The 26,905-nt window shown below is 39.6% G+C and carries 28 protein-coding genes; 15 read left to right on the top strand and 13 right to left on the bottom strand.

All coding sequences use genetic code 11. The features are described 5' to 3' along the window. The first annotated feature begins 142 nt into the window (after window positions 1–142). Window positions 143–472 carry a YuiB family protein gene (locus ACIQZG_RS06695; protein ID WP_402754396.1) on the top strand — a complete coding sequence of 110 codons (330 nt, stop codon included), beginning with the start codon at window positions 143–145 and terminating at the stop codon, window positions 470–472. Between the two features lie 35 nt (window positions 473–507). Here the strand turns inward: ACIQZG_RS06695 and ACIQZG_RS06690 are convergent, their stop codons facing one another. Then, window positions 508–990, bottom strand: coding sequence for a divergent PAP2 family protein (locus ACIQZG_RS06690; RefSeq protein ID WP_402754395.1), 483 nt, complete (start codon window positions 988–990; stop codon window positions 508–510). A 125-nt stretch (window positions 991–1,115) separates the two neighbouring features. Here ACIQZG_RS06690 and ACIQZG_RS06685 point away from each other — a divergent pair, with 125 nt between their 5' ends. The 7 genes from ACIQZG_RS06685 (at window position 1,116) to cysI (ending at window position 8,671) form a co-directional block, all read left to right on the top strand. After that, window positions 1,116–2,624, top strand: coding sequence for a leucyl aminopeptidase (locus ACIQZG_RS06685; protein WP_402754394.1), 1,509 nt, complete (start codon window positions 1,116–1,118; stop codon window positions 2,622–2,624). 72 nt (window positions 2,625–2,696) lie between these two features. Next, window positions 2,697–2,879 carry a uroporphyrin-III methyltransferase gene (locus ACIQZG_RS06680; protein ID WP_402754393.1) on the top strand — a complete coding sequence of 61 codons (183 nt, stop codon included), beginning with the start codon at window positions 2,697–2,699 and terminating at the stop codon, window positions 2,877–2,879. Window positions 2,880–3,283: 404 nt separating this feature from the next. After that, window positions 3,284–4,060 (top strand): uroporphyrinogen-III C-methyltransferase, encoded by a 777-nt coding sequence (cobA, locus tag ACIQZG_RS06675; RefSeq protein ID WP_402754392.1) that lies wholly within the window; start codon window positions 3,284–3,286, stop codon window positions 4,058–4,060. An 11-nt stretch (window positions 4,061–4,071) separates the two neighbouring features. After that, entirely contained in the window at window positions 4,072–4,794 is a 723-nt protein-coding gene (locus ACIQZG_RS06670) for a sirohydrochlorin chelatase (protein WP_402754391.1), read from the top strand. Between the two features lie 171 nt (window positions 4,795–4,965). Then, window positions 4,966–5,115, top strand: a complete 150-nt coding sequence (locus ACIQZG_RS06665; protein ID WP_402754390.1) for a DUF2292 domain-containing protein — start codon at window positions 4,966–4,968, stop codon at window positions 5,113–5,115. 32 nt (window positions 5,116–5,147) lie between these two features. Beyond that, entirely contained in the window at window positions 5,148–6,932 is a 1,785-nt protein-coding gene (locus ACIQZG_RS06660; protein ID WP_402754389.1) for an assimilatory sulfite reductase (NADPH) flavoprotein subunit, read from the top strand. Window positions 6,933–6,949: 17 nt separating this feature from the next. Beyond that, complete coding sequence (gene cysI, locus ACIQZG_RS06655) at window positions 6,950–8,671, top strand: assimilatory sulfite reductase (NADPH) hemoprotein subunit (protein ID WP_402754388.1); 1,722 nt, start codon at window positions 6,950–6,952, stop codon at window positions 8,669–8,671. 287 nt (window positions 8,672–8,958) lie between these two features. On the opposite strand, the gene ACIQZG_RS06650 is transcribed toward cysI, so the two are convergent. The 4 genes from ACIQZG_RS06650 to ACIQZG_RS06635 are packed head-to-tail and all read right to left on the bottom strand — an operon-like array spanning window position 8,959 to window position 12,814. Continuing rightward, window positions 8,959–10,029 carry a sulfate/molybdate ABC transporter ATP-binding protein gene (locus ACIQZG_RS06650; RefSeq protein ID WP_402754387.1) on the bottom strand — a complete coding sequence of 357 codons (1,071 nt, stop codon included), beginning with the start codon at window positions 10,027–10,029 and terminating at the stop codon, window positions 8,959–8,961. Window positions 10,030–10,046: 17 nt separating this feature from the next. Then, complete coding sequence (gene cysW, locus ACIQZG_RS06645) at window positions 10,047–10,901, bottom strand: sulfate ABC transporter permease subunit CysW (RefSeq protein WP_402754386.1); 855 nt, start codon at window positions 10,899–10,901, stop codon at window positions 10,047–10,049. Between the two features lie 9 nt (window positions 10,902–10,910). Continuing rightward, on the bottom strand, window positions 10,911–11,744 hold the full coding sequence (gene cysT / locus ACIQZG_RS06640) for a sulfate ABC transporter permease subunit CysT (protein WP_402754385.1): 834 nt from the start codon (window positions 11,742–11,744) through the stop codon (window positions 10,911–10,913). 11 nt (window positions 11,745–11,755) lie between these two features. After that, complete coding sequence (locus tag ACIQZG_RS06635; RefSeq protein WP_402754384.1) at window positions 11,756–12,814, bottom strand: sulfate ABC transporter substrate-binding protein; 1,059 nt, start codon at window positions 12,812–12,814, stop codon at window positions 11,756–11,758. 730 nt (window positions 12,815–13,544) lie between these two features. On the opposite strand from ACIQZG_RS06635, the gene ACIQZG_RS06630 reads away from it, so the two are divergent. The 4 genes from ACIQZG_RS06630 to cysC are packed head-to-tail and all read left to right on the top strand — an operon-like array spanning window position 13,545 to window position 17,095. Next, the gene (locus ACIQZG_RS06630; RefSeq protein WP_402754383.1) at window positions 13,545–14,246 is read left to right on the top strand and encodes a phosphoadenylyl-sulfate reductase; all 702 of its coding nucleotides are present in this window, start codon (window positions 13,545–13,547) and stop codon (window positions 14,244–14,246) included. Window positions 14,247–14,258: 12 nt separating this feature from the next. Further along, complete coding sequence (locus ACIQZG_RS06625) at window positions 14,259–15,323, top strand: sulfate permease (protein ID WP_402754382.1); 1,065 nt, start codon at window positions 14,259–14,261, stop codon at window positions 15,321–15,323. Window positions 15,324–15,365: 42 nt separating this feature from the next. After that, window positions 15,366–16,505, top strand: a complete 1,140-nt coding sequence (sat, locus tag ACIQZG_RS06620; RefSeq protein ID WP_402754381.1) for a sulfate adenylyltransferase — start codon at window positions 15,366–15,368, stop codon at window positions 16,503–16,505. Beyond that, window positions 16,502–17,095 carry an adenylyl-sulfate kinase gene (cysC, locus tag ACIQZG_RS06615; RefSeq protein ID WP_402754380.1) on the top strand — a complete coding sequence of 198 codons (594 nt, stop codon included), beginning with the start codon at window positions 16,502–16,504 and terminating at the stop codon, window positions 17,093–17,095. The genes sat and cysC overlap by 4 nt, the downstream gene beginning before the upstream one ends. Window positions 17,096–17,350: 255 nt before the next feature. On the opposite strand, the gene mnhG is transcribed toward cysC, so the two are convergent. Genes mnhG through ACIQZG_RS06580 form a run of 7 tightly spaced genes read right to left on the bottom strand, consistent with a single transcriptional unit; the run spans window position 17,351 to window position 23,112 of the window. Further along, window positions 17,351–17,719: a monovalent cation/H(+) antiporter subunit G gene (gene mnhG / locus ACIQZG_RS06610; RefSeq protein ID WP_402754379.1), complete on the bottom strand. Its 369-nt coding sequence runs from the start codon at window positions 17,717–17,719 to the stop codon at window positions 17,351–17,353. After that, a complete protein-coding gene (locus ACIQZG_RS06605) occupies window positions 17,703–17,984 on the bottom strand; it encodes a Na(+)/H(+) antiporter subunit F1 (protein WP_402754378.1) in 282 nt (93 codons plus the stop codon). The genes mnhG and ACIQZG_RS06605 overlap by 17 nt, the downstream gene beginning before the upstream one ends. Beyond that, complete coding sequence (locus tag ACIQZG_RS06600; protein WP_402754377.1) at window positions 17,981–18,460, bottom strand: Na+/H+ antiporter subunit E; 480 nt, start codon at window positions 18,458–18,460, stop codon at window positions 17,981–17,983. Before ACIQZG_RS06600 ends, ACIQZG_RS06605 begins: the two co-directional genes overlap by 4 nt. A gap of 4 nt (window positions 18,461–18,464) precedes the next feature. Continuing rightward, on the bottom strand, window positions 18,465–19,952 hold the full coding sequence (locus ACIQZG_RS06595) for a Na+/H+ antiporter subunit D (RefSeq protein WP_402754376.1): 1,488 nt from the start codon (window positions 19,950–19,952) through the stop codon (window positions 18,465–18,467). Beyond that, window positions 19,945–20,286, bottom strand: coding sequence for a Na(+)/H(+) antiporter subunit C (locus tag ACIQZG_RS06590; RefSeq protein WP_402754375.1), 342 nt, complete (start codon window positions 20,284–20,286; stop codon window positions 19,945–19,947). The genes ACIQZG_RS06595 and ACIQZG_RS06590 overlap by 8 nt, the downstream gene beginning before the upstream one ends. Beyond that, window positions 20,286–20,708 carry a Na(+)/H(+) antiporter subunit B gene (locus tag ACIQZG_RS06585; protein WP_402754374.1) on the bottom strand — a complete coding sequence of 141 codons (423 nt, stop codon included), beginning with the start codon at window positions 20,706–20,708 and terminating at the stop codon, window positions 20,286–20,288. Before ACIQZG_RS06585 ends, ACIQZG_RS06590 begins: the two co-directional genes overlap by 1 nt. Then, on the bottom strand, window positions 20,695–23,112 hold the full coding sequence (locus tag ACIQZG_RS06580) for a Na+/H+ antiporter subunit A (protein ID WP_402754373.1): 2,418 nt from the start codon (window positions 23,110–23,112) through the stop codon (window positions 20,695–20,697). Before ACIQZG_RS06580 ends, ACIQZG_RS06585 begins: the two co-directional genes overlap by 14 nt. A gap of 151 nt (window positions 23,113–23,263) precedes the next feature. On the opposite strand from ACIQZG_RS06580, the gene ACIQZG_RS06575 reads away from it, so the two are divergent. Continuing rightward, window positions 23,264–23,827 carry a DUF5366 family protein gene (locus tag ACIQZG_RS06575; protein ID WP_402754372.1) on the top strand — a complete coding sequence of 188 codons (564 nt, stop codon included), beginning with the start codon at window positions 23,264–23,266 and terminating at the stop codon, window positions 23,825–23,827. A 105-nt stretch (window positions 23,828–23,932) separates the two neighbouring features. Here the strand turns inward: ACIQZG_RS06575 and ACIQZG_RS06570 are convergent, their stop codons facing one another. Further along, window positions 23,933–25,783, bottom strand: coding sequence for a transglycosylase domain-containing protein (locus ACIQZG_RS06570; protein WP_402754371.1), 1,851 nt, complete (start codon window positions 25,781–25,783; stop codon window positions 23,933–23,935). Between the two features lie 303 nt (window positions 25,784–26,086). Between ACIQZG_RS06570 and ACIQZG_RS06565 the strand changes: the two genes are divergently transcribed. Further along, on the top strand, window positions 26,087–26,674 hold the full coding sequence (locus ACIQZG_RS06565; RefSeq protein WP_402754370.1) for a peptidylprolyl isomerase: 588 nt from the start codon (window positions 26,087–26,089) through the stop codon (window positions 26,672–26,674). A 25-nt stretch (window positions 26,675–26,699) separates the two neighbouring features. Further along, complete coding sequence (locus ACIQZG_RS06560) at window positions 26,700–26,897, top strand: hypothetical protein (RefSeq protein WP_402754369.1); 198 nt, start codon at window positions 26,700–26,702, stop codon at window positions 26,895–26,897. Window positions 26,898–26,905 lie beyond the last annotated feature (8 nt).

Genomic DNA, 26,905 nt, shown 5'->3' with positions numbered 1-26,905 from the left:
TGAAGCATGCTAGCTTTGTCTTTTAAGTCTGCTTTTCGCTAATTATATAAATATGGAAAACTAGTGAAATCAAGGACATGTTCATTGAAAGTGCTACTCGTATCATGTAGACTAATGAGAGGAAAACGGAGGTTATACATACATGGATGGTCCAGTAACATTAGTGCAGTTAATCATTTCAGTGGTATTATTTTTCGTCATGTTTTTCGGTATCGGGTTCTTATTGAATATGTTACTGCGAATGACATGGTTAATGGCGGTTGTGTACCCAATTGTTGTTGTCTTTATTGTCGACGATGTAAGCTTTTTAGACTATATTTTTAAACCAGGATCTGCCTTTCCAGCACTTTTAGATAAATTGCAAGCGCTACAAATTGTAGATATTGCCATTTTATCGGGAGGATTTGCGGGAGCAATTGTCGCCGGTATTGTGATGATTTTTTTAAGAAAAAATGGTTATCGCATGTTCTAATAAAAAATGTGCCTTCATTGCGAAGGCACATTTTTTTATAGTACGAATTGATAAGTGATGACGGCGATAAAAATTCCAGTTAATGCTCCGAAAAATACCTCACTGCGCTTATGACCCAGTAATGTTTTTAACTCTCCAAGCTTCTCTTCGCCACCCATCTTAGGCCAATGTTTAATGTCCTTTACAAGCGTTTGAAAATCCTTACGGAGCTGATTTAAAATCACTGCATGCTGGCCTGCTTGATAGCGTACACCGCTTGCGTCATACATCACGATAAATGAGAACATGGCCGCTACTGCAAAAATGGGAGAATCCAATCCCGTTTCGTAAGCAATAGCAGTTGTCAGTCCAGTTACTGATGCAGAGTGTGAACTAGGCATACCACCAGTTGAAGTGAACAATGCAAAATTCAATTTTCTCGTCATTAAAAAGTGGATAGGGATTTTAACGAATTGTGCGAAAATGACTGAAAAGAGGGCAACAAGTAAAGGGGTGTTTTGAAGTAAGCTTATTGTCATCACAACCTTCAAATAGGATTACATATAGTATAGCATTCGTAATTTTCTAAAAAAAGGCGGAGTTGAATTTTACGTTCATTTTCAGGGGTTTGGTATAATAAGGGATAGTGATAGGGGGAATTTTTATGCGCATTATTAAAGAGGCAAAAACATTTGAAACGATTTCTACGGAATTATTAATCGTAGGCGTGCAAAAACACCGAGAGCAAATGCACAATTGGGCAAGTTTCACTTCATTTTATGGAGAAGCGATTGAGTCTTGGATTGTTGCAGGCGATGTATCAACTGGGCTAAAGAAGCTAACAAAGTTACCTTTTATAAAAGAACATATTGCACTTAAACGCATACTCTTTGTGGGGCTTGGCGATCAAAAAACGTTAACAGAAGAAAATCTACGTGAAGTGTTTGGATTAGTAGGAAAAGAGCTGAAGGCGCTTAAAGTAAAGAACTATTCAATTTGGCTAGAATCATTTACAACGAGAGATATAAATGTAACAGAGGTAGCTAATTTAGCGGGTGAAGGAATTGGCCTGGGTTATTATTCAATTCCTCATTATAAAACAACGTTAAATGAAATCGAAACACGCATTGATGATGTGTACCTTGTGACGGAGACCGAAAATCTAGATGCAGTTGTGGCAAACTTTAAGGTTGGTGCCATTTATGCGGATGCTGTGAATGAGGCACGTAGCTTAATTAATTTACCGCCTAATCTTTTGACTGCGACAGACTTAGCAAATTATGCAGAGGCTTTGGCAAATAAATATGGGTTTGAAGTGGAAATTTTAGATAAAGCACAATTAGAAGAGCTTGGTATGGGCGGAATTTTAAGCGTCAATCAAGGCTCAACGGAAGAACCTCGCTTAATAACATTAAAGTACAAAGCGACTGAAGATTTTGTGGATCCAATTGGCTTAGTAGGAAAAGGAGTCACATATGATACAGGTGGTTATTCATTGAAACCACCTGCGTCAATGGTGGGTATGAAAGGGGATATGGGTGGCGCAGCAGCAGTACTTGGTGCCATGAAAATTATCGGTGAATTACGTCCAAAGAAAAATGTCGTAGCTGTTATCGGTTCTACAGATAATATGGTGTCTGGTATGTCGTTTAAACCAGATGATGTCATTACAACGTATAGTGGTAAAACTGTGGAAGTTTTAAATACGGATGCGGAAGGCCGTTTGGTGCTGGCAGATGCTATGACGTATGCAAAACAACAGGGTGTCACTTCTGTCATTGACATTGCCACATTAACTGGTGGTGTCATTACAGCACTAGGTATGGATAAAACCGGTGCACTTTCTAATAATGATGTGTTCTTTGCTGAATTTATGGAAGCGGCAGAGGAAACGGATGAATTCGTCTGGCGGATGCCGTTAACAGAAAGTGATAAAAAGCGTATTCGTAAATCTGATTTAGCAGATTTAAACAACTCACCAGGTCGAGATGGTCATATGATTTTCGGTGGCGGTTTTGTTGGTGAATTTGCAGGAGATACACCATGGATTCATTTAGATATTGCAGGTACATCTGATGCTACTTCTGCATATGATTTAGGACCTAAAGGTGGTACCGGAGTAATGGTACGCACATTAGCAAGCTTCATCCAACGATTAGGTGAAGAAAAATAAAGTAGGCAATGTACACGCGGTATATGTACCTCCTTTCATACGATAGAGTAAAAAGGGAGGTAACAGATACCTATGTTTGGATATCCAGGAGGCTTCTTATTACCATTTGGTGTGCCGTTTGTTGGGGGATTTTTAGGCAGTTTTCTAGGTCAACAGTTCAATCGATATCCGTACTATCAAAATTACCCGAATTATTATCATTATCCAAAACAACCACCGTATTATCGTCCAGGACCATATCGAAGGCCGTTTTAAAAAGTATTAAAGTTCTCAGGAAATTGTATGAAGAAAGGATTATCCAATCATTTGCCGATAGTGTATCGGTGACTGGTTGGATATTTTTTATTGAAATTTAGGTATTCGTGTCAGCTGCTCAGTAATCCGAAAAGAGATGGGATGATCCGAAAAGTAGAGAAATAATTCTTACATTCAATAAAATTTTTTTGTGGTAAATCGGGTGTTGACAGAATATACTAAATTGTATATTATTCTTAGTATATTACTAAGGATTCAAAATAACTCGGCTGACTAGAAAACTAGAGGCTCTTATTATTCACAGGTATTACTTTGCCTGCGTGGATAATAGGGGCCTCTTTTCGTCCTTCTAGGGAAGCCTCGCTTCAAGTAATAACATATGGGGCTAAAAGGAGTGTAGAAGTATGGGATTAGTTTATATAGTCGGTGCAGGTCCTGGAGATGTGGATCTTATAACTGTAAAGGGTTTACGTTGTATTGAGGCAGCAGATGTCATTTTGTATGACCGACTTATCAATCAAGATTTATTAGCGTATGCAAAAAAGGATGCCAAACTGATTTTTTGTGGTAAGTTACCAAATCGACATGCCATGATTCAGGAAAATATCAATCAATCACTTGTGCACTATGCACAGCAAGGGCTTGTTGTCACTAGATTAAAGGGAGGTGACCCATTTGTCTTCGGCAGAGGGGCCGAAGAAGCAGAGATACTTGCAGAGCATGGCATACCGTTTGAAATTGTACCTGGTATTACTTCTGGAATAGCAGCACCAGCTTATGCGGGAATTCCTGTAACACATCGTGACCTAAGCTCAAGCTTTGCAATTGTCACGGGGCATATGCGAGAGGGAAAAGACGATTCAATTCAGTGGGAAAGTCTAGCGAAAGGTATCGATACGATTGCGATTTATATGGGGGTTGGGAATCTTCCATATATCCGTCAACAACTACTCAAATATGGGCGTGACGAACAAACGCCAGTAGCACTTGTCCACTGGGGAACATTTGCTAAACAAAAAACGATTACTGGTACTTTAGCCAATATTGTAGATGTAGCTCAGCGTGAAAATATAAAAAACCCTAGCATGATATTGGTCGGAGAAGTTGTTGCATTACGCGAGAAGATTCAATGGTTTGAGCAAACGAATCTTCAGTCTCAGCTACAAGAAATTTCAATTTAAGGAGTGTTTTCATGCAAGCCATTTTATATATCGCACATGGAAGTCGCGTAAAGGCTGGTGTGGAGCAAGCCGTTTCTTTTCTTCAGCGTGTGCAACAGGAGGTTGACACACCCATTCAAGAAATCTGTTTTTTAGAGTTAGCACAGCCAACGATTGCACAGGGAATAGAAAGCTGTGTTCAACGAGGGGCCACAGCAATTGCGGTTGTTCCGATTTTACTCTTGGCTGCAAAGCATGCAAAAGAAGATATTCCGGAAGAGGTAGAGCAGGCAAAGACACTATTTCCAAATATACGATTTACATACGGAGAGCCGTTAGGTGTGCATGAACTATTGATTGATACACTTCAAGCCCGTATCGACGAGACACAAGTATCGAATGAAGGTGCACGCGTTTTACTCATTGGACGTGGAAGTAGTGATCCTGCGGTGAAACAAGATTTAGCAACCATTGCAGCAAGGTTGCGTGACAAATATTTCTACACATCAGTGGATACATGTTTCTTGTATGGAACAGGTCCTACTTTTGAGGAGTGGCTACAGCAAGAAAGGCATTTGCAAGCACGCGTTTTTATTGTGCCATATTTATTATTTACAGGTTTATTGCGACAAGGAATTACTAAGAGATTAGTAGGGTATGAAGAAACGAACGTTATTTTGTGTGAAAGCTTAGGTTATGACGATAATGTGAAACGAGTTTTACTGGAGCGAATACATGAGGTGTTAGCGATCTGATATTTTTAGTTCATCACCAAAAGACAGAAATGATAGTTAATGAAAGGGATTAGAGATTTTAGAAGCTTGTTGATTGAAGCTGCTCGTCGGACGCCCCTGGAAAGCGCCCAGTCGGAACGGAAATCATCCCCGCGTGGTGATGAGCCAAATTTTTAGAGTAGGTGATTAATAATGGTAGATAAAAGGCAGGAAAATATAAATCTAGCATTAAATAATGTCCGGGAAATTTTAAAGACAGTGAGCCATGGATCCATTAATTTAATTATACAGAATTCCTATGTAGTGCAAATCGAGAAGAAAGAAAAAATTCGTCTAAGATAATTTTAGACAGAACATTTGTGAGGTGGCAAAGTTTGAAACTGCAAGTAATTAATAGTCCATTTAGTGAGGAGCAGGTGAAGCTTTTAAATGAGCTTCTTCCTAAATTAACGGTAGAACAAAAATATTGGTTGAATGGTTATTTAAGTGCACCGCAAGCGACGATTGACAGAATTGTGGAGGAAGGACCACCAACTGTTGCACCGGTTACTAAAACGGTAACGATTTTATATGGCTCGCAAACAGGCAATAGTCAGGGGCTAGCTGAAAAATATGCAGCTGCATTAAAGCAAAATGATGTGGAGGTAACAATCGCTTCTTTAGCAAAATTCAAGCCGAATAATCTAAAGAAAACGACGAACTTATTACTTGTAGTTAGTACGCATGGTGAGGGTGAGCCGCCAGATCAAGCTATTCAGTTTTACGAATTCCTACACAGTAAGCGTGCACCAAAATTAGATCATCTTCATTATTCGGTGTTGGCGCTAGGAGATAGCTCGTATGAATTTTTCTGTAAAACAGGGCGGGACTTTGATGAACAGTTCGCAAAGTTAGGTGCAACTCCTATCACCCCACGTGTAGATTGTGATTTAGAATATGACGAGCCCTCAGCGCAGTGGTTCGCATCTGTACAGCAAGAACTACTACAGAATACAAATACCGAGACAGTATCTGAGCAAACTGCGGGGGTACAAGGAGAATCTAAGTACTCTCGAAAAAATCCATTCTATGCCGAAGTACTGGAAAATATCAATTTAAATGGTCGTGGTTCAAACAAGGAAACATATCACGTGGAGCTAGGGATTGAAGGCGCTAACTTCACTTTTGAACCTGGTGATAGTATCGGCATTCAGCCAGAAAATGAAGAATCTTTAGTAGATGCACTAGTAACTGCATTGCAATTCGATGGTCAAGAGCAGGTAACGGTATTTGAAGAGACATACTCGTTAAAAGAAGCATTACAGAAAAAACTAGAAATCACCGTTTTATCGAAGCCATTACTGCAAAAAATTAGTGCGTATACAGTGCATAAAGAATTTTCTAAACTACTGGAAGACGACGATGTTCGGAAAGCGTATGTGTATGGTCGTGATTTACTTGATGTTGTGAAGGACTTCGCACCGTTTACATGGGATGCACAGCAATTTCTAGCGTTATTACGTAAAATTCCAGCACGTCTCTATTCAATTGCAAGCAGTCAAAAAGCCAATAGTGAAGAAGTGCATTTAACAATCGGTAAAGTAAGTTATGAAACAAATGGTCGAGTACGCCAAGGTGTATGTTCTGGTAGCATTGCAGAACGTATTCAAGTAGGTGACACATTACCAATTTACGTACATCGAAATCCAAATTTTAGACTTCCAGAACAAGAGAATACACCGATTATTATGATTGGTGCAGGTACAGGGATTGCACCATTCCGAGCATTTTTAGAGGAGCGCGAGGAAATTGGTGTTGGCGGAAAGTCGTGGTTATTCTTCGGCGACCAGCATTTTGTAACAGACTTCTTGTATCAAACAGACTGGCAACGCTGGCTAGCCTCTGAGACATTAACACACATGGATGTAGCCTTTTCTCGCGATACAGATAAAAAAGTGTATGTTCAACATAAAATCGCAGAACAAGCCGCAGCTATCTATGAATGGCTTGAACAGGGTGCCGTAATTTACGTATGTGGTGATGAAAAAACGATGGCAGCTGATGTCGATAAAACATTACATCGCATTATTGAACAACAAGGCAAAAAAACTGCTGAAGAGGCAAAGGCTTTTGTGAATGAGTTAAAACAACAAAAACGCTACCAACGTGACGTTTATTAAATGAAGGAGCGAGAACAATGACTGAAAAAATTATTTTACCCCCACAAGAGGGTAAACCAAGCGATGTAGAACGGATAAAAACTGAAAGTAATTACCTACGAGGTACACTTGAACGCACAATGAATGATCCATTAAGTTCAGGAATTCCAGAAGATGATAACCGTCTAATGAAGTTCCACGGCAGTTACTTACAGGATGATCGTGATCTTCGTAATGAACGCCAGCGCCAAAAGCTCGAACCTGCTTATCAATTCATGGTGCGTGTGCGTACACCTGGTGGGGCTGCAACTGCTGCACAATGGCTAGTGATGGATGAAATGGCTACAAAGTATGGTAACGGTTCATTAAAATTAACGACACGCCAAGCCTTCCAAGTGCACGGTATTCTAAAATGGAACGTCAAAAAATACATGCAGGAAATTAATGAGATACTTCTGGACTCTCTTGCGGCATGTGGAGACGTGAATCGAAATGTAATGTGTAACGTAAATCCAAACCAATCGGCTCTGCATGAGGAAATTTACAATTGGTCTGCAAAGTTGAGTGAGCATTTATTGCCAAGAACACGTGCGTACCATGAGCTATGGTTAGATGGAGAAAAAATCGTTGATAGCCAAGATGAAGAAATCGAACCGATTTACGGTGCGCAATATCTACCACGTAAATTTAAAATTGGTATTGCCATTCCACCAAGTAATGATGTCGATGTGTATTCACAGGATATTGGTCTGATTGCGATTGTTGAAGAAGGTAAACTAGTTGGCTTTAATGTAGCAGTTGGTGGGGGTATGGGTATGTCGCATGGCGATAGTGAAACGTATCCACAATTGGCACGCGTTATTGGTTTTATCACACCAGATAAGTTACTTGAAACAGCGGAGAAAATTATTACGATTCAACGTGATTACGGTAATCGCTCGGTACGTAAAAATGCGCGCTTTAAATATACAATTGATGCCCGTGGTCTTGAGTGGTTCAATACAGAATTGCACCGTCGACTTGGCTGGGAAATTCAGCCGGCACGCCAGTTTACTTTTGAACGAACTGGTGATGAATTTGGCTGGATCAAAGGTGCAGACGGTAAATGGCATTACACATTATTCATCCAAAATGGTCGAATTAAGGACTTTGAAGATTACAAGCTCTTAACTGGTCTACGAGAAGTTGCAAAAGTACATACAGGTGACTTCCGTTTAACACCAAACCAAAATTTAATGATTAGTAATGTATCATCACAGAAGAAGCGCGCAATCTCTGCCATTATTGAACAATATAAGTTAACAGATGGTGCGCACTATTCAGCACTTCGTCGGAATGCGATTGCTTGCGTATCTTTACCAACATGTGGATTAGCAATGGCTGAAGCGGAGCGTTACCTGCCATCGCTCATCACAAAAATTGATGCAATTATTGATGAAGCAGGTCTTCGTGACACTGAAATCGTCATTCGTATGTCAGGTTGTCCAAATGGTTGCTCACGTGCAGCAATGGGGGAAATTGGCTTTATCGGTAAAGGACCAGGGAAGTATAACATGTATCTTGGTGCTAGTTTTACTGGAAATCGCTTAAATAAAATTTACCGTGAAAATATCGGTGAAGAGGAAATTTTAGCGGAGCTTCGCCCAATTCTCTTACACTATGCAAAAGAGCGTTTAGAAGGCGAATATTTCGGTGATTTTGTCATCCGTTTAGGTTATGTTGAAGCGGTGTATGATGGACGGGAATTCCATATTAAATAATAGGTAAGCCTATGGCAGATTAGGTATGATTACTCTTAGAGGAACAGGCTGATATAGCAATTATCAGCCTGTTTTTGCATGGGGAAATTCTTAAGAATTTACTTGATGGGCCTATTATCTGGCATCAGCGAGATTTTCAAAATGAAGCTGTTTTTATTATGAATACAACAGCAACAAATGACTCAGCCATTAATACAGCAGAGTGCTAACCTTACTCGTTACTTATACTGGTAAGAAACACAAGATGAAATTAGATGCCATGTAGCTGGGAATGCTACATGGCATTATTAAATGGAGAAATCCTCAGGGATGAATACTTTTAATTGCTTCGGCTTTACAAATACATGATCTCCTACTTTCAGCTGGAGGGTATGGAATTGTTCTTTTGACAGTTCGGCTTCCAAATATTCATCGATTTCTTCTCGACGTAATTCAACTTGCACGATTGGACCAAGTAAATGAATATGGCTAACTTTCACAGGTACAGTACCTGTTACAGCTGTTTTTTTAATTTGAATATCGTGTGGACGAACATAGCCGACTGCATATTCCTGCGTATGGGCATGTGCGTCAGGTACATCAATGGCGAACTCACCATGTGTTAGTTTGCCATTATGTAAGCGCCCTTTAAAAAGGTTGACATTGCCTAAAAAGTCATACACGAACGGACTATTTGGATGTGTGTATACTTCATCTGGACTTCCAATTTGCTCGATTTTGCCGTTGTTCATCACGACGATGCGATCTGCTACATCCAGCGCTTCTTCTTGGTCGTGTGTCACGAAAATACTCGTAATGTGGAAGTCATCATGAAGTTTTCGGAGCCAACGCCGCAATTCCTTACGTACTTTGGCATCGAGTGCGCCAAATGGTTCGTCTAGCAGTAACACCTTAGGCTCGACAGCTAACGCTCTTGCAAGTGCAACACGCTGGCGCTGACCACCAGAAAGTTGTGTCGGGTAACGGTCTGCAAAGTTTTCTAGTTTGACCAGTTGTAATAGTTCCATCACTTTCGCTTCGATTTCAGCCTTAGAGGGTCTGGTTTTACGTGGTCGTACCTTTAAACCATATGCCACATTATCAAATACTGTCATATGGCGAAATAATGCATAATGCTGGAAGACAAACCCGACATTACGTTCCTTAGGATGGTGATTTGTAATCGACTGTCCATCAAAGAGAATTTCTCCAACATCGGATGTTTCGAGTCCTGCAATAACACGCAGTAATGAAGTCTTGCCAGAACCAGATGGACCAAGTAGAGCAATGAGTTCTCCGGATTGAATGTCTATAGAAATATCTTGTAAAGCTTGAAATGTACCGAAGCGTTTTGATACGTTTTGAATTTGAATGCTCAAGGGGTAGTTCCTCCTACTTAAACTGATTTTGATTTCCAATCCACAATGTCTTTAATCACGAGCGTTATGATAGCCAATACACTCATCAGTGAAGCAACGGCAAATGCAGCAGCAAATTGGTATTCGTTGTATAAAATTTCGATATGGAGAGGCATTGTATTTGTCATACCACGGATATGGCCGGAGACAACAGAAACTGCACCAAATTCACCAATAGCACGTGCGTTACATAAAATCAGACCATAGAATAGTCCCCATTTAATATTGGGCAAAGTTACATGCCAAAATGTTTTAAAGCCACTTGCCCCTAGTGAGATAGAAGCCTCCTCTTCTGTTGTACCTTGTGCTTGCATAAGTGGGATGAGTTCACGAGCTACAAAGGGTAATGTCACGAAAATCGTAGCCAGTACGATACCTGGTAGGGCAAAGATAATTTTAATATCATTGGCAAATAGCCATTCTCCGAACAACCCTTGTGCACCAAATAAGAGTACAAAGACAAGTCCTGCAATAACAGGGGACACTGCAAAAGGCAAGTCAACAATTGTTAGTAATAGATTCTTTCCTCTGAAATTGAACTTTGTAAGAGCCCATGCGGCCATAATACCGAAAATGGCGTTTAATGGAACCGCAATCGCAACGACGGTTAGGGTTAATGTAATAGCGGATAGTGCATCAGGATGGGTAATTGCATCGAAATAGACCTGTGCCCCCTTTTGAAATGCTGTGATAAAAATAGAAACAAGTGGTAGCACGATAAAGAACGATAAAAATGCTAATGCAATAAAGGTTAATGTATACCGTACAAATCTTGGTTCCTGTAAGGCTCCTTTGTTAGGCACCGTTTGTTTGATGGAAGTAGAATGTTCCATAAAAGCCTCCTAATGCACAAAGCGACGATTCGCCAGCCATTGCATAATATTAATTGTCAGCAGTAAGACAAAGGACGTGATGAGCATGACCGTTGCAATAGCAGTGGCGCCAGCATAATCATACTGTTCAAGCTTTGTCATAATAATTAGTGGTGTAATTTCCGTTTTCATCGGCATATTTCCGGCAATAAATACGACCGAACCATATTCACCGAGCGCACGCGCAAATGCTAACGAAAAGCCTGTTAAAATAGCAGGCGCCAGTTCGGGGAAAATTACTTTGCTAACTGTCTGAAAACGTGTTGCGCCGAGACTAGCAGAAGCTTCCTCAACTTCGGCGCTTATATTTTGTAATACGGGTTGAACTGTACGGACAACAAAGGGAAGGCCGATAAATGTCAGTGCGATAATAATGCCTAAGGGGGTAAAGGCGATTTTAAAATCGAAAAATTGACCAATCCACCCATTTGGTGCATACAAAGATGTTAAAGCAATCCCAGCCACAGCTGTTGGTAAGGCAAATGGTAAATCAACAAGCCCATCGATGATTCGTTTAAATGGAAAGTGGTATCGCACCAACACCCAAGCGATAATGGTGCCAAATATTACATTGAGTAAACCCGCTGCCAAGGCAGTACCAAAGCTTAGCTTATAGGAAGCTACTGCACGTGGATCACTCACAATGTCGATAAACTCTGCCCAACTTAAGGACATTGTATTAATAAATATCATCGATAGTGGCAGTAATACGAGTAAGCTAACATAGAGCATCGTATAGCCAAGAGAAAGGTGGAAGCCAGGAATAATGCGGGCTGGCTTCTTTTTTAATGTCAAACTACTCATGAAAAGCCTCCTTATGATTGCGGTACATAAATTTCATCGAATGTGCCGCCATCTTTAAAGTGCGTTGCTTGAGCTTCTTTCCAACCGCCAAAGTCAGCAATAGAAATTAACTCAAGCTCGGGGAATTGATCTTTGTATTTTGCTAGTACTTCTGTATTTCGTGGACGATAGTAGTTAGCTGCAGCGATTTCTTGACCAGCATCACTATACAAATGCTCTAAGTAAGCTTCAGCCACTTCGCGTGTACCTTTTTTGTCGACAATCTTATCGACAATCGCAACAGGTGGTTCCGCTAGAATACTTAATGAAGGTGTCACGATTTCAAACTCATCTTTCCCTAACTCATTTAGCGATAGGTACGCCTCGTTTTCCCAAGCTATTAGTACATCGCCAATTTCACGTTCAACAAATGTTGTCGTTGAGCCACGTGCACCAGAATCTAATACTTCTACATTGCTATAGAGAGCAGTCATAAATTCTTTCACTTTGGCTTCATCATTTGTATAGAGTTTTTTTGCATAGCCCCAAGCAGCTAAATAATTCCAACGGGCTCCACCAGATGTTTTTGGATTCGGTGTGATGACAGACACATCTTTTTTCGTTAAGTCATTCCAATCCTTTATACCTTTTGGATTGCCTTTCCGTACTAAAAATACAATTGTAGATGTGTAAGGTGTAGAATTGTCGTCAAATTCTGTTTGCCAGTCTTCGTTTAATAGTGCACGTGTTTGTGAAATTTCATCGATATCATAGGCAAGAGCAAGTGTTACAACATCTGCTTCTAGTCCGTCGATCACAGCACGCCCTTGCTTACCAGAGCCTCCGTGCGACTGTTTGATGGTAACATCTTGCCCTTGTTCTTCTTTCCATTTGGCGATAAAGTCTTTGTTAAATTCTTCGTATAGCTCGCGCGTTGGGTCATAGGATACATTTAATAGTTCTACAGATTCCTTTTTTCCCTCAGCACTATTATCTTTTTCAGAAGAACTGGTAACACCGCAGCCTGTTAAAGTCAGCGCTAGTGCTGATAATAAAGCTATCGTTTGCAAAATAGGTTTTCTTTTTGTCATGAAAAATCTCTCCTTTTTTGTCATGGAAACACAAAAGGCCATCTCATAATCTGCGTTGTAGCAGTTTAAAGAGATGGCCTTCAGGTAGCCTGATCAGCGTTATGATGGATTTTCACTTCTGTGCACGTAAAAGCTTATTTCCACATTAAACCTACATTTCCGATTAGTCAACAGGGAATAAAATTTTTTTTGATTAGATAATTTATTTTATTTGGGATCATACATGTAACGGAAACCGTCCATCTGTAGTGAAATGTACCGCAAAGTGCAGATTTAGGCATTGAGCCTTCATTTGAATTATTTTTATTTACTTTACAAAACCTAGTTGACTACTTGGTGTAATGTGGTATATATTAGTAATAAGAAATGTGGTTGTGGAATGAGGTAAACGATTACCAGTGCACAATCGTCTGTAAGGAAAGCGATTTTTTAGTAAATAGCAACAAAATGCTAGCTAGTCAACTAGAGGCGTTTTAACAAGGGTATGTATGATTACAGCCTTTTGTTAAAACGCCTTTTATCTTTATTCAGTAGAAAACTCCCAACTCTATTTGTGGTGAGCTGAATGAAGATTCAACCTTTTTTTAGTAGGTGTTCAAATACCAACTGAATAAAGATAAAGCCTCCGGCGGATGTCACAGATTTTGAAGGGAGTTAATTGTGCATGCACAATTCAAAATCTCGACGCAATTACGCCGAGGCGTAATTGATTTGTTACGGGGGGAATAACATGTTAACGTATGCGACTTGGCAAGAGCCAACAATTGTTTTTGAACAAGACGAAACTTATAAGGCTGCGCTAGAAGTTTTACGATGGAGCTATGCGCAATATGGGGAAGAGATTGTCTACGCTTGTAGCTTCGGCATTGAAGGCATTGTCTTAATTGATTTGATTTCAATGGTAAAACCAGATGCAACGATTGTCTTCTTGGACACAGATGTCCACTTCAAAGAAACGTATGAAACAATCGATCGCGTAAAAGAGAAATACCCTGATTTGAATATTATTTTAAAGAAGCCTGCATTGACACTTGCTGAACAAGCTGCGCAGCACGGGGATGAACTTTGGAAATCTAACCCGAATAAGTGCTGTGAAATTCGTAAATTAGCACCACTTAATGAAGCATTAGCAGGTGCGAAAGCTTGGATCTCAGGATTACGCCGTGAGCAATCGCCTACGCGTGCAGCTACAAATTTCATCAATCGTGATGATAAATTTAAATCGATTAAAATTTGCCCACTTATTCACTGGACATGGAAGGATGTATGGCGTTACGTTTCCAAGCATAATTTGCCGTACAATCCTCTACATGATACAGGATACCCAAGTATTGGCTGTGAACATTGCACACAACCAGCTTTTAATGTTGATGATTTGCGTGCAGGTAGATGGCAAGGGTCTGGAAAAACTGAGTGTGGGTTACACGAATAAGGGAGTGTCGCCATGCTTGAATATATTGCCATAGCTATTAGTTTGTTTTTTGCTATGAATATTGGGGCGAGCGGTGCTGCCGCCTCGATGGGTGTTGCTTACGGAGCGGGGGCTATAAAAAAGGCTCGGCATGCGTTGTTGATTTGCGCAGTTGGTGTTTTTGCTGGAGCTGTACTCGGTGGTGGAGAGGTTGTAAAGACCATTAGCTCCGGTATTATGCCACAAGAGTATATTACAGTAAAAGTTGTGGTCATTATTTTAATTTCTGCGACTAGCTCGTTATTTCTGGCCAATATTCTAGGGATTCCATTATCGACAAGTGAAGTAACAGTAGGAGCAGTTGTTGGAGTAGGGATTGCTTATCAAGTGCTCTATGTGAAATCGCTACTTGTCATCATGTCATTTTGGGTCATTGTCCCTGTTGTTGCATTTATCAGCGCACTCCTATTTGGTAAATTATTATACAAATTACAAAGTAAAGGACGCTTAAAAGATCGCCCAATATTAACGGTATTATTAGTACTTGCTGGATTTTTAGAAGCCTTTTCAGCAGGGATGAATAATGTCGCAAATGCGGTAGGCCCATTAGTAGGCGCTGGCATAATGAGCGTTTCAAATGGAATATGGCTTGGCGGTGCTTTTGTTGCACTTGGTGCAGTGTTACTCGGTAAACGCGTGCTTGAAACAAACGGCAAGAAAATAATCCGCTTTGAAAAAACAGAAGGGATTTTGATTTCGAGTACAGGAGCCGTACTTGTCGGCATCAGTTCAGTATTTGGACTTCCAGTGCCTCTAACGCAAGTGACTTCCTCCGCGATTATCGGGATGGGGGTAGCGAAAAATGGGACACAAGTTTTTCATAAGCACATTGTGAAGAAGATTATTCGTATTTGGGTTGTATCACCTATTTTTTCATTAGCAATTTCTTATTTTCTTGTACAGTTATTTTTGGAGAAAGATTTATATGCCATTGTCTTAATTGGAAGTGTCATTATCGGAACGCTTGGCGCAATTAGTTTAATGCGAACAATGCGTGAAGAAGAACAATCCATCTATGACGCAGGGGAAGGCATTTAAATATAAAACATAGTATTAAAATAAAATTAGGAGGATATTAAAATGAGTTTACAACCACATGGTGGAGTGTTAGTGCAAGCTTACAATCCAGAAAAAGTGATTACACATATTACGAAGGAGATCGAGATTGACGCAATGGCTTTGAGTGATTTAGAGCTAATTGGCATTGGTGGCTATAGCCCGATTGATGGCTTTTTAACAAAGGAAGATTACGAATCTGTCGTTACTCGAACACGCTTAGCATCAGATGTTGTGTGGAGTATTCCGATTACATTACCTGTGACAAGGGAAGTAGCCGCATCGATACAACTTCGTGATGAAGTGAAGCTATTACATAGCGGTGAGGTTTATGGCGTAATCGAAGTAGCGGATATTTATGAGCCAGATAAGGAAAAAGAGGCACTATTAGTTTACGGTACGAAGGATTTAGAGCATCCTGGCGTGAAAAAACTATATGATCGCCCAAGCATTTATGTTGGCGGGAAAATTACGTTATTAAAGCGTTTAGAGAAAAAATTTGAAACGTATACATTTGATCCTGCTGAAACACGCCAATTATTTAAAGACAAGGGCTGGAAAACAATTGTAGGTTTCCAAACACGTAATCCAGTTCATCGTGCACATGAATACATTCAAAAGGCAGCATTGGAAACAATCGATGGTCTATTTTTAAACCCATTAGTAGGAGAAACAAAGTCTGATGATGTGTCTGCTGCAATCCGTATGGAAAGCTACGAAGTATTGTTGGAAAATTACTACCCGCAAAATCGTGTGCAATTAGGGGTATTTCCAGCAGCAATGCGTTATGCAGGGCCAAAAGAAGCAATCTTCCATGCATTAGTGCGTAAAAACTACGGTTGCACGCATTTTATTGTCGGACGCGATCATGCAGGTGTTGGTGATTATTACGGCACATATGATGCGCAAAAAATCTTCGAGCAATTTACAGAGGATGAGCTAGGCATCGTGCCACTAAAGTTTGAACATAGCTTCTACTGCAGTAAATGTGAGGGCATGGCAACGACGAAAACTTGCCCACATGACAGTGCTTCACATGTTATTTTATCGGGAACAAAAGTACGCGAGATGCTACGCAATGGTGAAGTACCACCAAGTACATTTAGTCGTAAAGAAGTAGTAGAAGTGCTTATTAACGGAATGCGAAAGGAGGTACTAAGTTGAATACAAATATCGTATGGCATGAAGCATCGATTGCAAAAGAAGAGCGTTGTGCACAAAACAAGCATCAAAGCTTTATTTTATGGTTTACAGGCTTATCGGCTTCAGGGAAATCTTCTGTTGCCAATGCCTTTGCTCGCACATTGTTTGAACGAGGCAATCAAGCTTTCGTATTAGATGGCGATAATGTGCGTCACGGATTAAACAATGACTTAGGGTTTGGCGAGGATGATCGTAAGGAGAATATTCGTCGTATAGGAGAAGTATCAAAATTGTTTGTGGAGAGCGGTCAAATTGTGTTGACGGCATTTATTTCACCGTACCGAGCAGATCGCCAGGTTGTGCGTGAGCTTGTGGAGGACGGAGAATTTATAGAAGTGTATGTGAAGTGTTCTGTGGAAGCTTGCGAAAAAAGAGATCCAAAAGGGCTGTATAAAAAAGCACGCAATGCAGAAATTCCAAACTTTACAGGTATTAGTGCACCATATGAAGAACCAGAAAATCCAGAAATTACTTTAGATACGGAGCATTATTCAATTGAAGAATGTGCACAGCAGCTGACAGATATTTTAACAGCAAAAGGGCTAATTTAGGGTAAATAGAAAACGACAATACACTACAATGGGTAGCGTATTGTCGTTTTTCATTTTACTTAATTAAAGTCGCTCAACATTGATGTCGGTTCGCTCAAGTTTGCCTCGAGGTCGCTCAACATCGGTGTGGGGTCGCTCAAGTTTAACCTGAAGTCGCTCAACATTGATGTCGGTTCGCTCAAGTTTTACCCGAAGCCGTTCAACCCCGACACCAAAGTCGCTTAAGCCCACACTACAAGGTACTTTTCAGCAATATCATTTAATACCTTGTTCTTTTTTCATTCGTTCAATTTCTGGAGCTAAGTCGTCACGGACAGTACCTTTCCATGGCTTGACGCCAGCAATGTACGAAGAACGAGTCATAATATGTCCACCGACAGGCCCTGTAATGAATAAGAATAAAATCCCTAGTAAAATACGAGGATTAAAGTGATCTTCGATGAGCCAGAAGTGGAAGAACACGCCAATTAGCACACACATAACACCCAGTGTTGCGCTTTTAGAAGCTGCATGAGCTCGTGTATAAAGGTCTGGCAGACGCATTAAACCAATGGCTGTCACAACAATGAATAACACACCTACAGAGATGAAAAAGAGTACTAAACTATTAGCGAGAATTGTCACGTTTAATGATATCTCCCTTCTCTATAAATTTAGAGAAAGCCACAGTACCGATGAACGATAAAATCGCTAACAATAGGATAATCTCAAGGAAGAAGGTTGTTTCCACTAAAATTGAGAACAGCCCGATTAAAGAAATCAGTGATACACCAATTGAATCCAGCGCTACTACTCGGTCAGATGTAGCTGGTCCTTTGACCATACGATAAATAACCGGAATCATCGATAAGCAAATCACTACAATAGCTCCAATCATAAACGTTGTCATGATTTACTCACCTCCAAAATCGCTTTTTCAAATGAATTTTTAATGGATGCAACTGCTTCGTCCACATCATCGATATCGATGGCGTGTATATAAAGTGTTTTGGCATCGTCAGATACATGTACTACGACAGTACCAGGCGTTAGTGTAATGAGGCTGGATAGGAGTGTAATTTCCCAATCCTGCGTTAGTACGGTAGGGTAAGCGAAAAAGGCGGGTTGCATATCGAGTTCCGGCTTTAAAACTACCTTTAGTACTTGTATATTCGCTAAGATTAATTCTTTCAAGAACAATAGGCTTAGCTTAATAATAGCCCACACGCGTGCGAGATATAGTCGAGATGTAAAGAAGCGTTGCATTATAAGTATAATTATAACACCTAATATAAACCCGACAATAAAGCCTGCTGCTGTAAAGTTCGATGATAAGAACATCCAGACAAAGGCAAGAATAAAGTTTAACATGACTTGAAATGCCATCGCCTTAATCCCCCTTCATCACAGCATCTATATAAATAGATGGGTCGTTTAGTAAGTTTGCGGCATCGTCCATAAACGGCGTTACCCATTCAGTACCAACACCGTATACTACAGCTACTAGCACGAGTAGAACGGTCGGCACAAATAAGTTTGTATACACCTTTTTGTCGACAACCTCAGTTGTTTCTTTTACTTCGCCCCAGAATGCATATAGGAAAATACGAATAACAGACAGTAGCACAAGTAATGAGGAAGCTAGGATGAAAATACTGCTCCACATGTTTTCTGCTTCAAAACCACCTTGTACAATTAACAGCTTGCCCACGAAGCCACTAAGTGGTGGAATTCCTGCTAAACTGAATGCTGCAATCAAATAAAACCAGCCCAGTGCTGGATATTTCTTGATAAGACCGCCCATTTTGCGTAAATCAGACGTGCCTGTAATATAAATCACAATCCCTATAAGCATAAACAGAGCTGCTTTAATTAGCATGTCGTGGATTAAATAGAACATTGCGCCTTTTAATGCCACTTCATTCATCTGTGAAACACCGAATAAAATGACGCCAACTGCAATAACGATGTTGTAAATGATAATGAGCTTCACATCAAAATAGGCTAGAGCTCCAATACAACCCGCAATAATTGTTAGAATGGCTAATCCCATTAGTAAGTCATGTGTATACGATAAATCGTGCACGAAGAACAGCGTATATGTACGCGTAATTGCATAAATACCGACTTTCGTAAGCAATGCACCGAACAGTGCCAACACTGGAATGGGTGCTGCAGCATAGGATGTAGGTAGCCAGAAATATAATGGGAAAATCGCTGCTTTTAATCCAAACACTAACAGGAACATTACGGCGATAACAGTGATGATGCCTGGTTGGTTGATTTCACCAATTTTTACTGCGATATCTGCCATATTGAGCGTACCAACTACTGAGTATAAAAGCGCCACAGTAATTACAAATAAAGCAGAAGAGATTACGTTGATTAAAATATATTTAATCGATCCTTTAAATTGTTCTTTTTCACCGCCAAGTACAATGAGTAAATACGATGACATTAATAACACTTCAAAGAATACGAATAAGTTGAAAATATCGCCTGTCGTAAATGCTCCGTTTACACCAGTTAAAATGAACATTATACCTGGATAGTAAAAGAAGCGTTCACGTTCTTTCGTGATTAAGCCGAAGCCGTACCATACGATGAAGAACGTAATAAGTAGTGTCGTCGTAACAAGAAGAGCCGATACCATATCCGACACCATTGTAATACCAAACGGGACAGGCCAATCGCCAAACGTAACTTTTTGAATACCATCAATTTTAACTTTGAATAGTAAGAAGATTGCTGAAGTAAGCGAAATACCTACGCCAAACAAAGCAAAAGATCGTTGGTATTGTAAATTTTTCTGCCCGAACATTAAAATCATCCCGAAGAAAAACGGAATAATGATCGGTAGTAAAAGGAAGTTATTCATCCTCATCACTTCCTCTCATTAAGTTAATATCATCTGTCTCTAGTTCTTGATAAGAACGATATGCAAGTACTAGGAAGAATGCTGTTACACCAAAGCTAATTACGATTGCAGTTAAGATCAGTGCCTGTGGAAGAGGGTCAGCAAATGTTTTTGCGCCTTCCTCTAATACAGGTGGCGCTTCACCACCAAGACCACCCATTGTCAGAATAAGTAAATGTGCACCATGACTGAGAAGGCCTGTACCGATAATAATACGTAATAAGCTTTTCGATAAAATTAAATAGACAGCGGCCATAAATAAAAAGCCGATTGTAAATGCCATAAGTATTTCCATTATTCATCCTCCCCAATTGTTTGAATAATGGTCATCGTTACGCCGACAACAACACAATAAACCCCACCGTCAAAAAGCATCGCCGTATGCAATGATTGTTTGCCTAAAAGCGGTAAATTGAAGTAATCGAAGTAATGCGTGAAGAATGGTTTGCCTAGAAACATAGGGAATGCAGCTGTCCCCAGCGCTAGTAGCAAACCTATCGCTGTTAAGTACGTATAGTTGATGGGTAATACACTACGTACTGTATTTAAATCAAATGCTAACACAAGTAATACGATGGCGCTTGCTGTTAACAAGCCGCCAACGAAGCCTCCACCGGGCGTATAATGCCCAGCCATAAAAATATGAATGGAGAAGAAGAAGATTATGAAGAAAACGAGTTTAGCTGTGAATTGAATAATCACATCATTTGTTCTCATATGCTTTCCCCTTTCTATTCATACGTAGCTTAATCATTGCTAGAATGCCCATACCTGCGATGCTTAGTACAGCAATTTCAAATAATGTATCGAAGCCACGATAATCTACTAGTATAACGTTGACGATATTACCGCCACCTGCTAATGAATACACAGTTTCCTCATAATATTTTGAAATAGTAGGCACTAATTTTTGTGAGTGTGCCGATAAAGCTACAAGTGTCACCATGACACCAACAGCCACCGAAATAATCGCACGGTTTACTTGGAATCGCATGCGTTCCTCGGATTTCCCAAGCTTCGGTAAGTGATAAAATGCCAGTAAAAATAGCGCTACTGAAATTGTCTCAATTACGAGCTGCGTTAGGGCTAAGTCAGGTGCATTGAAAATAACAAAGAATAATGCAACTGTATAGCCGACTGTACCTAGCCCGATAATTGCAGTTAAACGTGATTTCGCAAAAAGCGTTATACACGTCCCACAAATAAGGACAATGATTAAAATTACACCATAAGGGTGAATTGGTGCTGCCCCTTCAAAGGTAAGGATAAAGGCATCTTTCACAATTAATGTACCAATGACAATCACTACAATGGCACTAAACATATACAGTAAATAATGACGCATATAGCCTGTCATATATAGACGAGATACGCGGTTTAAGCCAACGTCTAGGCCAAGCATTGTTTTGTCATAGAAGTTATTTAAAGTTAGAGCACGTGGGAAGAAATTGTAAAGTCCTTGCCATTTTGGAAGTGCTACAAACAATAAGACACCTATAAGAACGATACCAATCGTCATAAGTAATTCTGGTGTTAATTCGCCGTGCCAAGCAGCTACGTGAATACCAATATCACCCGGTCCATTATACAAAAATGGTTGAATGGCATAGACAGCTGGTTTAACAAATGTATCGCCAATAATGTTCGGGATGAAGAAAATCGTTACAACTAAAGTTGCTAAAATCATTGGTGAAATTAGCATGCCAATCGGGGCCTCATGAGGTTTTTGTGGCAGTTGTTCAGGCTTATATTTCCCGGAAAATGTTCGGAACACAAAGTAAAAACTATAGATAAATGTAAAGATACTAGCAATCCATGCGACGATAGGGAATAGAACACCCCATGTATCAAAACCAAATAAATCAAAGTTTTGTAATGCGAGCATAGCTGTTAAAAACATCTCTTTACTCAAGAAGCCATTGAATGGTGGAAGACCTGCCATTGAAAAGCTTCCGATTGCCGCTACTGTAAAACTAAGCGGCATAATGCTCATTAAACCACCAAGCTTTCGAATATCGCGTGTGCCTGTTTCGTGGTCAATAATACCTGCAATCATAAATAGACTACCTTTAAAGGTAGCGTGGTTGATAAGGTGGAAGATTGCCGCAAAGGCTGCATACTTAAATATCGTATCAGCAGCTCCATTGACATGGAATGCAACAGCGCCTGCGCCCAATAAAGACATAATAAGCCCGAGCTGACTGACTGTTGAAAAGGCTAAAATACCTTTTAAGTCTGTTTGCTTTACTGCAAAGAAAGAGCCCCAGAATAACGTAAGTAAGCCTACCCCTGTTACGAGCCATACCCAAAGTTCAGAAGCCGCAAAAATAGGTGTAAAGCGAGCTACTAAGTATATGCCTGCCTTTACCATCGTTGCCGAGTGAAGGTATGCACTGACTGGTGTTGGTGCTTCCATAGCATCCGGTAACCAGATGTAGAATGGGAACTGTGCAGACTTAGTAAATGCACCAAGTAATAGTAACACTAACGACCATGTAAACCATGGATGTTGTACTAACTCAGGTGCCATTGCAATGAGTTCACGAATCGAATACGTATCGCCCATTAGATAAAGAAGGATAAATCCTCCTAACATCATTAAGCCGCCGCCGACTGTAATCATCATTGATTTAAGGGCACCAAAGCGCGACGCATCACGTGTGTACCAGTAACCAATCAGTAAGAATGACGAAATCGATGTTAATTCCCAGAAGAAGTACAACGTAATTAAATGATCCGATTGTACAACTCCAAGCATGGCAGTCATGAATAATAATAGATAAACATAAAAATTATGCAATTTTTCTTTTTGTTTATCTAAATAAAATATAGAGTAAAGTACAACAAGTGAGCCGATTCCTGTGATTAGTAATGAGAATAATAAACTCAGTCCGTCTAAATAGGAAACAACTGAGATATCGAGTGACGGAATCCACGGAAGCTCAGTAAGAAAGACTTCCCCTTTTGCCACTTTCGCTATATATGTAGAATAAATAATAGCGAGTGTAGCAGGTACTGCAAGGACAAACCAGCCTGTATGGATATTTTTAATACTTTTATATAAAAAAGGTACGAATATCGCTGCAAGCATTGGGATGAAAATATAGAGTACTTGTGACAAAAAAATCCTCCTTTATGCAATAATAATAGTAATTATAGCGCATTTTTTAGCCGAATGCATACGTACCACGGGATTTAGCTTGCGAGGATAGCCAAAATTTAGCTATAGTATATATAGGAAGTTATCAATAAAAAAAAGAGGAAATTTTTTTATGAAAAACCCTTACTTGTACGGTTATTTACCTTTAATTACGATTTTATTATTTAGTTTGACGTTTGGTATGTACGCTGTTGGTGTTTCATTGCAATTATTCCAATCAATCGGTGTATATTCCGGCATGCGTGAATTTTTATCTGATTTTGAGTTGCGTATTTTTTTACTGATCGTGTTTGCGTTGATTTTCTTTATGGTATTTTCAGCACTTAAATTAATCGGCGAGACAATTCATGAGTTAGGTATGTTGTTTTTCTCGAAAGACAGTGAAGGAGAGACGATGAGCCAAGCGCGGGGTGGCTACATTATTCTATTTATAGGTGCTGCTTGTTCTGCGGTTGCTATCCAGTCACTGTATTTTCTAGTTGGTATCTTCATGGTCACGATTATTATGTACTTTATTTTCGTTATTTATAAGATGAGTAATTTCTTATCTGTTGGGGGAACGGTAGGTATACTCATTTTTGAGGTGCTTTCGTGGATGCTATTAGTATCGCTTATTATCTATGTTGTACTAAAGTTATATAATGGTATTTTAGCGAGCTTACCATTCGCACAATAAATTCTGTGTGAATATTTATGGGAGTTTGTACAAGGACCCGTGGATTTAAGATAATTTATCAACCGAAATAATAAAAATGGAGATGCCTGGGCATCTCCATTTTTATTATTCTAGTAGGACATTAAATAGTTTGTGGTGAATTTTGTATGCTTCTAAATTTTGCATAGATTGTGGTTTGTCGTAACCAATCCATACTGCTGAAGTGTATTCATCGTTTAAACCAGCTAGCCAGTAGTCACGGTAATCGTTGGTTGTGCCTGTTTTAGCTCCAACGTAATTGCTTTTACTATAAACACCTTGCCCTGTGCCATTTGCAACAACATCGGCTAACAAGGAGCGCATATGCTTTACCGTTTTTGGTGACCAAATTTGTTCACGAGCTGTATCAGTGTTATACAATTCAGTGCCATCACTAGCCGTCACTTTACGAATACTATGTGCCGGGACGTATGAACCATCGATAAAACTTGTATAGGCGTCTGCGAGTTCGAGAGCAGTGACCCCATATGTTAACCCACCTAAGGACGTAGCATAGTTACGGTCCTTTTCAACGATTGAGCGGAAATTGAAGCGTTCCAGATAACTAAAGGCTGTATCCAAACCTACAGTATTAAAGAGCCGAACAGCAGATGTATTGTAGCTATGCCTGAATGCTGTGCGAATTGACACATCTCCATATACAAAGCCCCCATAGTTTTGTGGACAAAAAGAACCAATACAGTAATTTCGCCCACTTACTGTCGAGTCGGGTGTGTATGTTGTTGTTTCAAATAAAGGAGCATAAACAGCTAATGGCTTAAATGCGGACCCTGGCTGACGTGTCCCTTGATAGGCCCGATGAAAATCAAACTTTGCATAGTTTTTTCCTGCATATAAGCTAACAATTTCACGTGTTGCATTATCGATGACAGCTCCAGCTGCTTGCAACTGTCCTGAGCCTAAAATTGGCGTCATACGATTTTCATCGTGTATTTGTTTGTCAGGATCGAGTGCAGTATGAATGGTTAAGCCATTTTGATATAAAGAATTAAGACGCTCGTCAAGCTGTTTTATTATCGTTTTCTTTTCTTCATCGCTTTTCGCATTGGCAAGGCGATTAGCAAAACCTTCTTTTTCAGATACGAGCCAGCGGAGTTCTTGTAACACATAAGTACTGTACATAGGATGGCTCTGCAATTTATTTTTCACATTTAATGTGATCGTTTCTGCTTTGTAGGTAGTTGCTTCAGTCTGTGTAATGGCATCACTTTTGGCAAGTGTATCGAGCAGTCGTTCTTGTCGCGCTTTTGTATCTTGGAAATTTTTCAAAGGATTATAGAGCGATGGATTATTTGGAATAGCTGAAATAAATGCAATTTCAGCAACTGATAATTCCTGCAAAGGTTTTTGAAAGTAATAGGTGGCAGCAGCACCAATTCCATATACTTGATTGCTAAAATAAGATTCATTTAAATACATAGCTAAAATTGTTTCTTTATCAAATTCTTTTTCTAGCTCATAAGCATAAAAAAGTTCGGTTAGTTTTCGTTCATATGTTTTTTCTTCTGATAAATAACGCATGCGAACGAGCTGCTGCGTAATTGTACTGCCACCTTGCGAAACACTGCTAGAATTTGAGTTTGCAACAACTGCCCGAGTAATTGCGCTCAAATCAAATCCGATATGCTCGAAAAAGTCTGCATCTTCACTCGCAATAAAAATTTCTTGAGCAATTTGAGGGATTTCTTGCAATGTCAGTGGTTGTCTCCATTCCACATATTCCTCGCTAAATGTCTGTCCGTTTTTATCGATTAGTGTGACTGGAAGCTGTGCCTGTACTTCTGGTAAACGAATGGCATCTTTAATACTCTCTTCATGTGCTGTTGCAATCTGCATTTCAGTAAATATATTGTCTCCAATCCACCAAAGAATTGGAATACATAAAAAAATCAATAAAAACCCAAAAGCCTTATTCATATGTACCTCCAGTCAATTAAATTCCTCTAGAAAAGTTTGTCATGTGTAAAAAACTATCGTGATATCTTCCTGAGATGCTTCCTTTAATCAACAGAATAGCATATATTTAAACGTTGCAAAGTGCACAAGGTGGAAATAAGCAATATTGGCTATTTCTATTTCAAAACAAAAAGTGCAAATTTCGTCAATACTTAGTTGAAGAAAACCCATAAGAAGTGTGTTAGACTAAAATGAGGTCAGGAAAAATGTAGTATCGTTTTTTCCATTGAAACTGAAATTTTACAATCTAAAGGAGAGACATCAATGTTTCCACAATTAACAAAAGAAGTACAAGCAGGCGAAGTATTAGTAGAAATGAACACAACTTTAGGTGCTGTTAAGATTAAATTATTCCCAGCACAAGCACCAAAAACAGTAGAAAACTTCTTAGGTCATGCAAAATCAGGTTACTATAACGGTATTATCTTCCACCGTGTAATCCAAGATTTCATGATCCAAGGTGGCGACCCAACAGGTACAGGTATGGGCGGCGAATCAATCTGGGGTAGTTCTTTCGAAGATGAATTCTCTGATGAGCTATTCAACTTACGTGGTGCGTTATCAATGGCGAACGCTGGTCCAAACACAAACGGTTCTCAATTCTTCATCGTACAAATGAAGCACTTACCAAGTGATATGCTACGTCAATTACAAGGCGCTGGTTTCCCGGAAGAAATCATTAAGGCATATGCTGAAAATGGTGGTACACCTTGGTTAGACCACAAACATACTGTATTTGGTCATGTTGTAGAAGGTATGGACATCATTGACAAAATTGCAGAGGTAGAGAAAGATGGACGCGACAAACCACTAGAAGACATTAAAATCGAGTCAATTACAGTTTTTGAATAATAAATTGTAAGGGAGTTTAGAAAATATGGATTATTTATATTTTCCAGATGATAAATCAGCTTATATCCCAGCTGCCTTTGAATTTCTAGTAATAATGATTTTGTGTATGGCTGTGTTCTTTATGTTCAAAAAGATTTCGAAAAAGCAAGAACTAAAAGCACAGGAAATTGAAGCACGTATTCTTGGCGAAAAGAATAAAATGCACAACAATCAGGACAAATAAAGAAAAAC

The organism is Lysinibacillus sp. NPDC096418, from assembly GCF_044762775.1.
Taxonomy (GTDB): Bacteria; Bacillota; Bacilli; order Bacillales_A; family Planococcaceae; genus Lysinibacillus.
The sequence above is the reverse complement of the archived record's forward strand: the minus strand, read 5'-3'. Positions and strand labels throughout refer to the sequence as shown.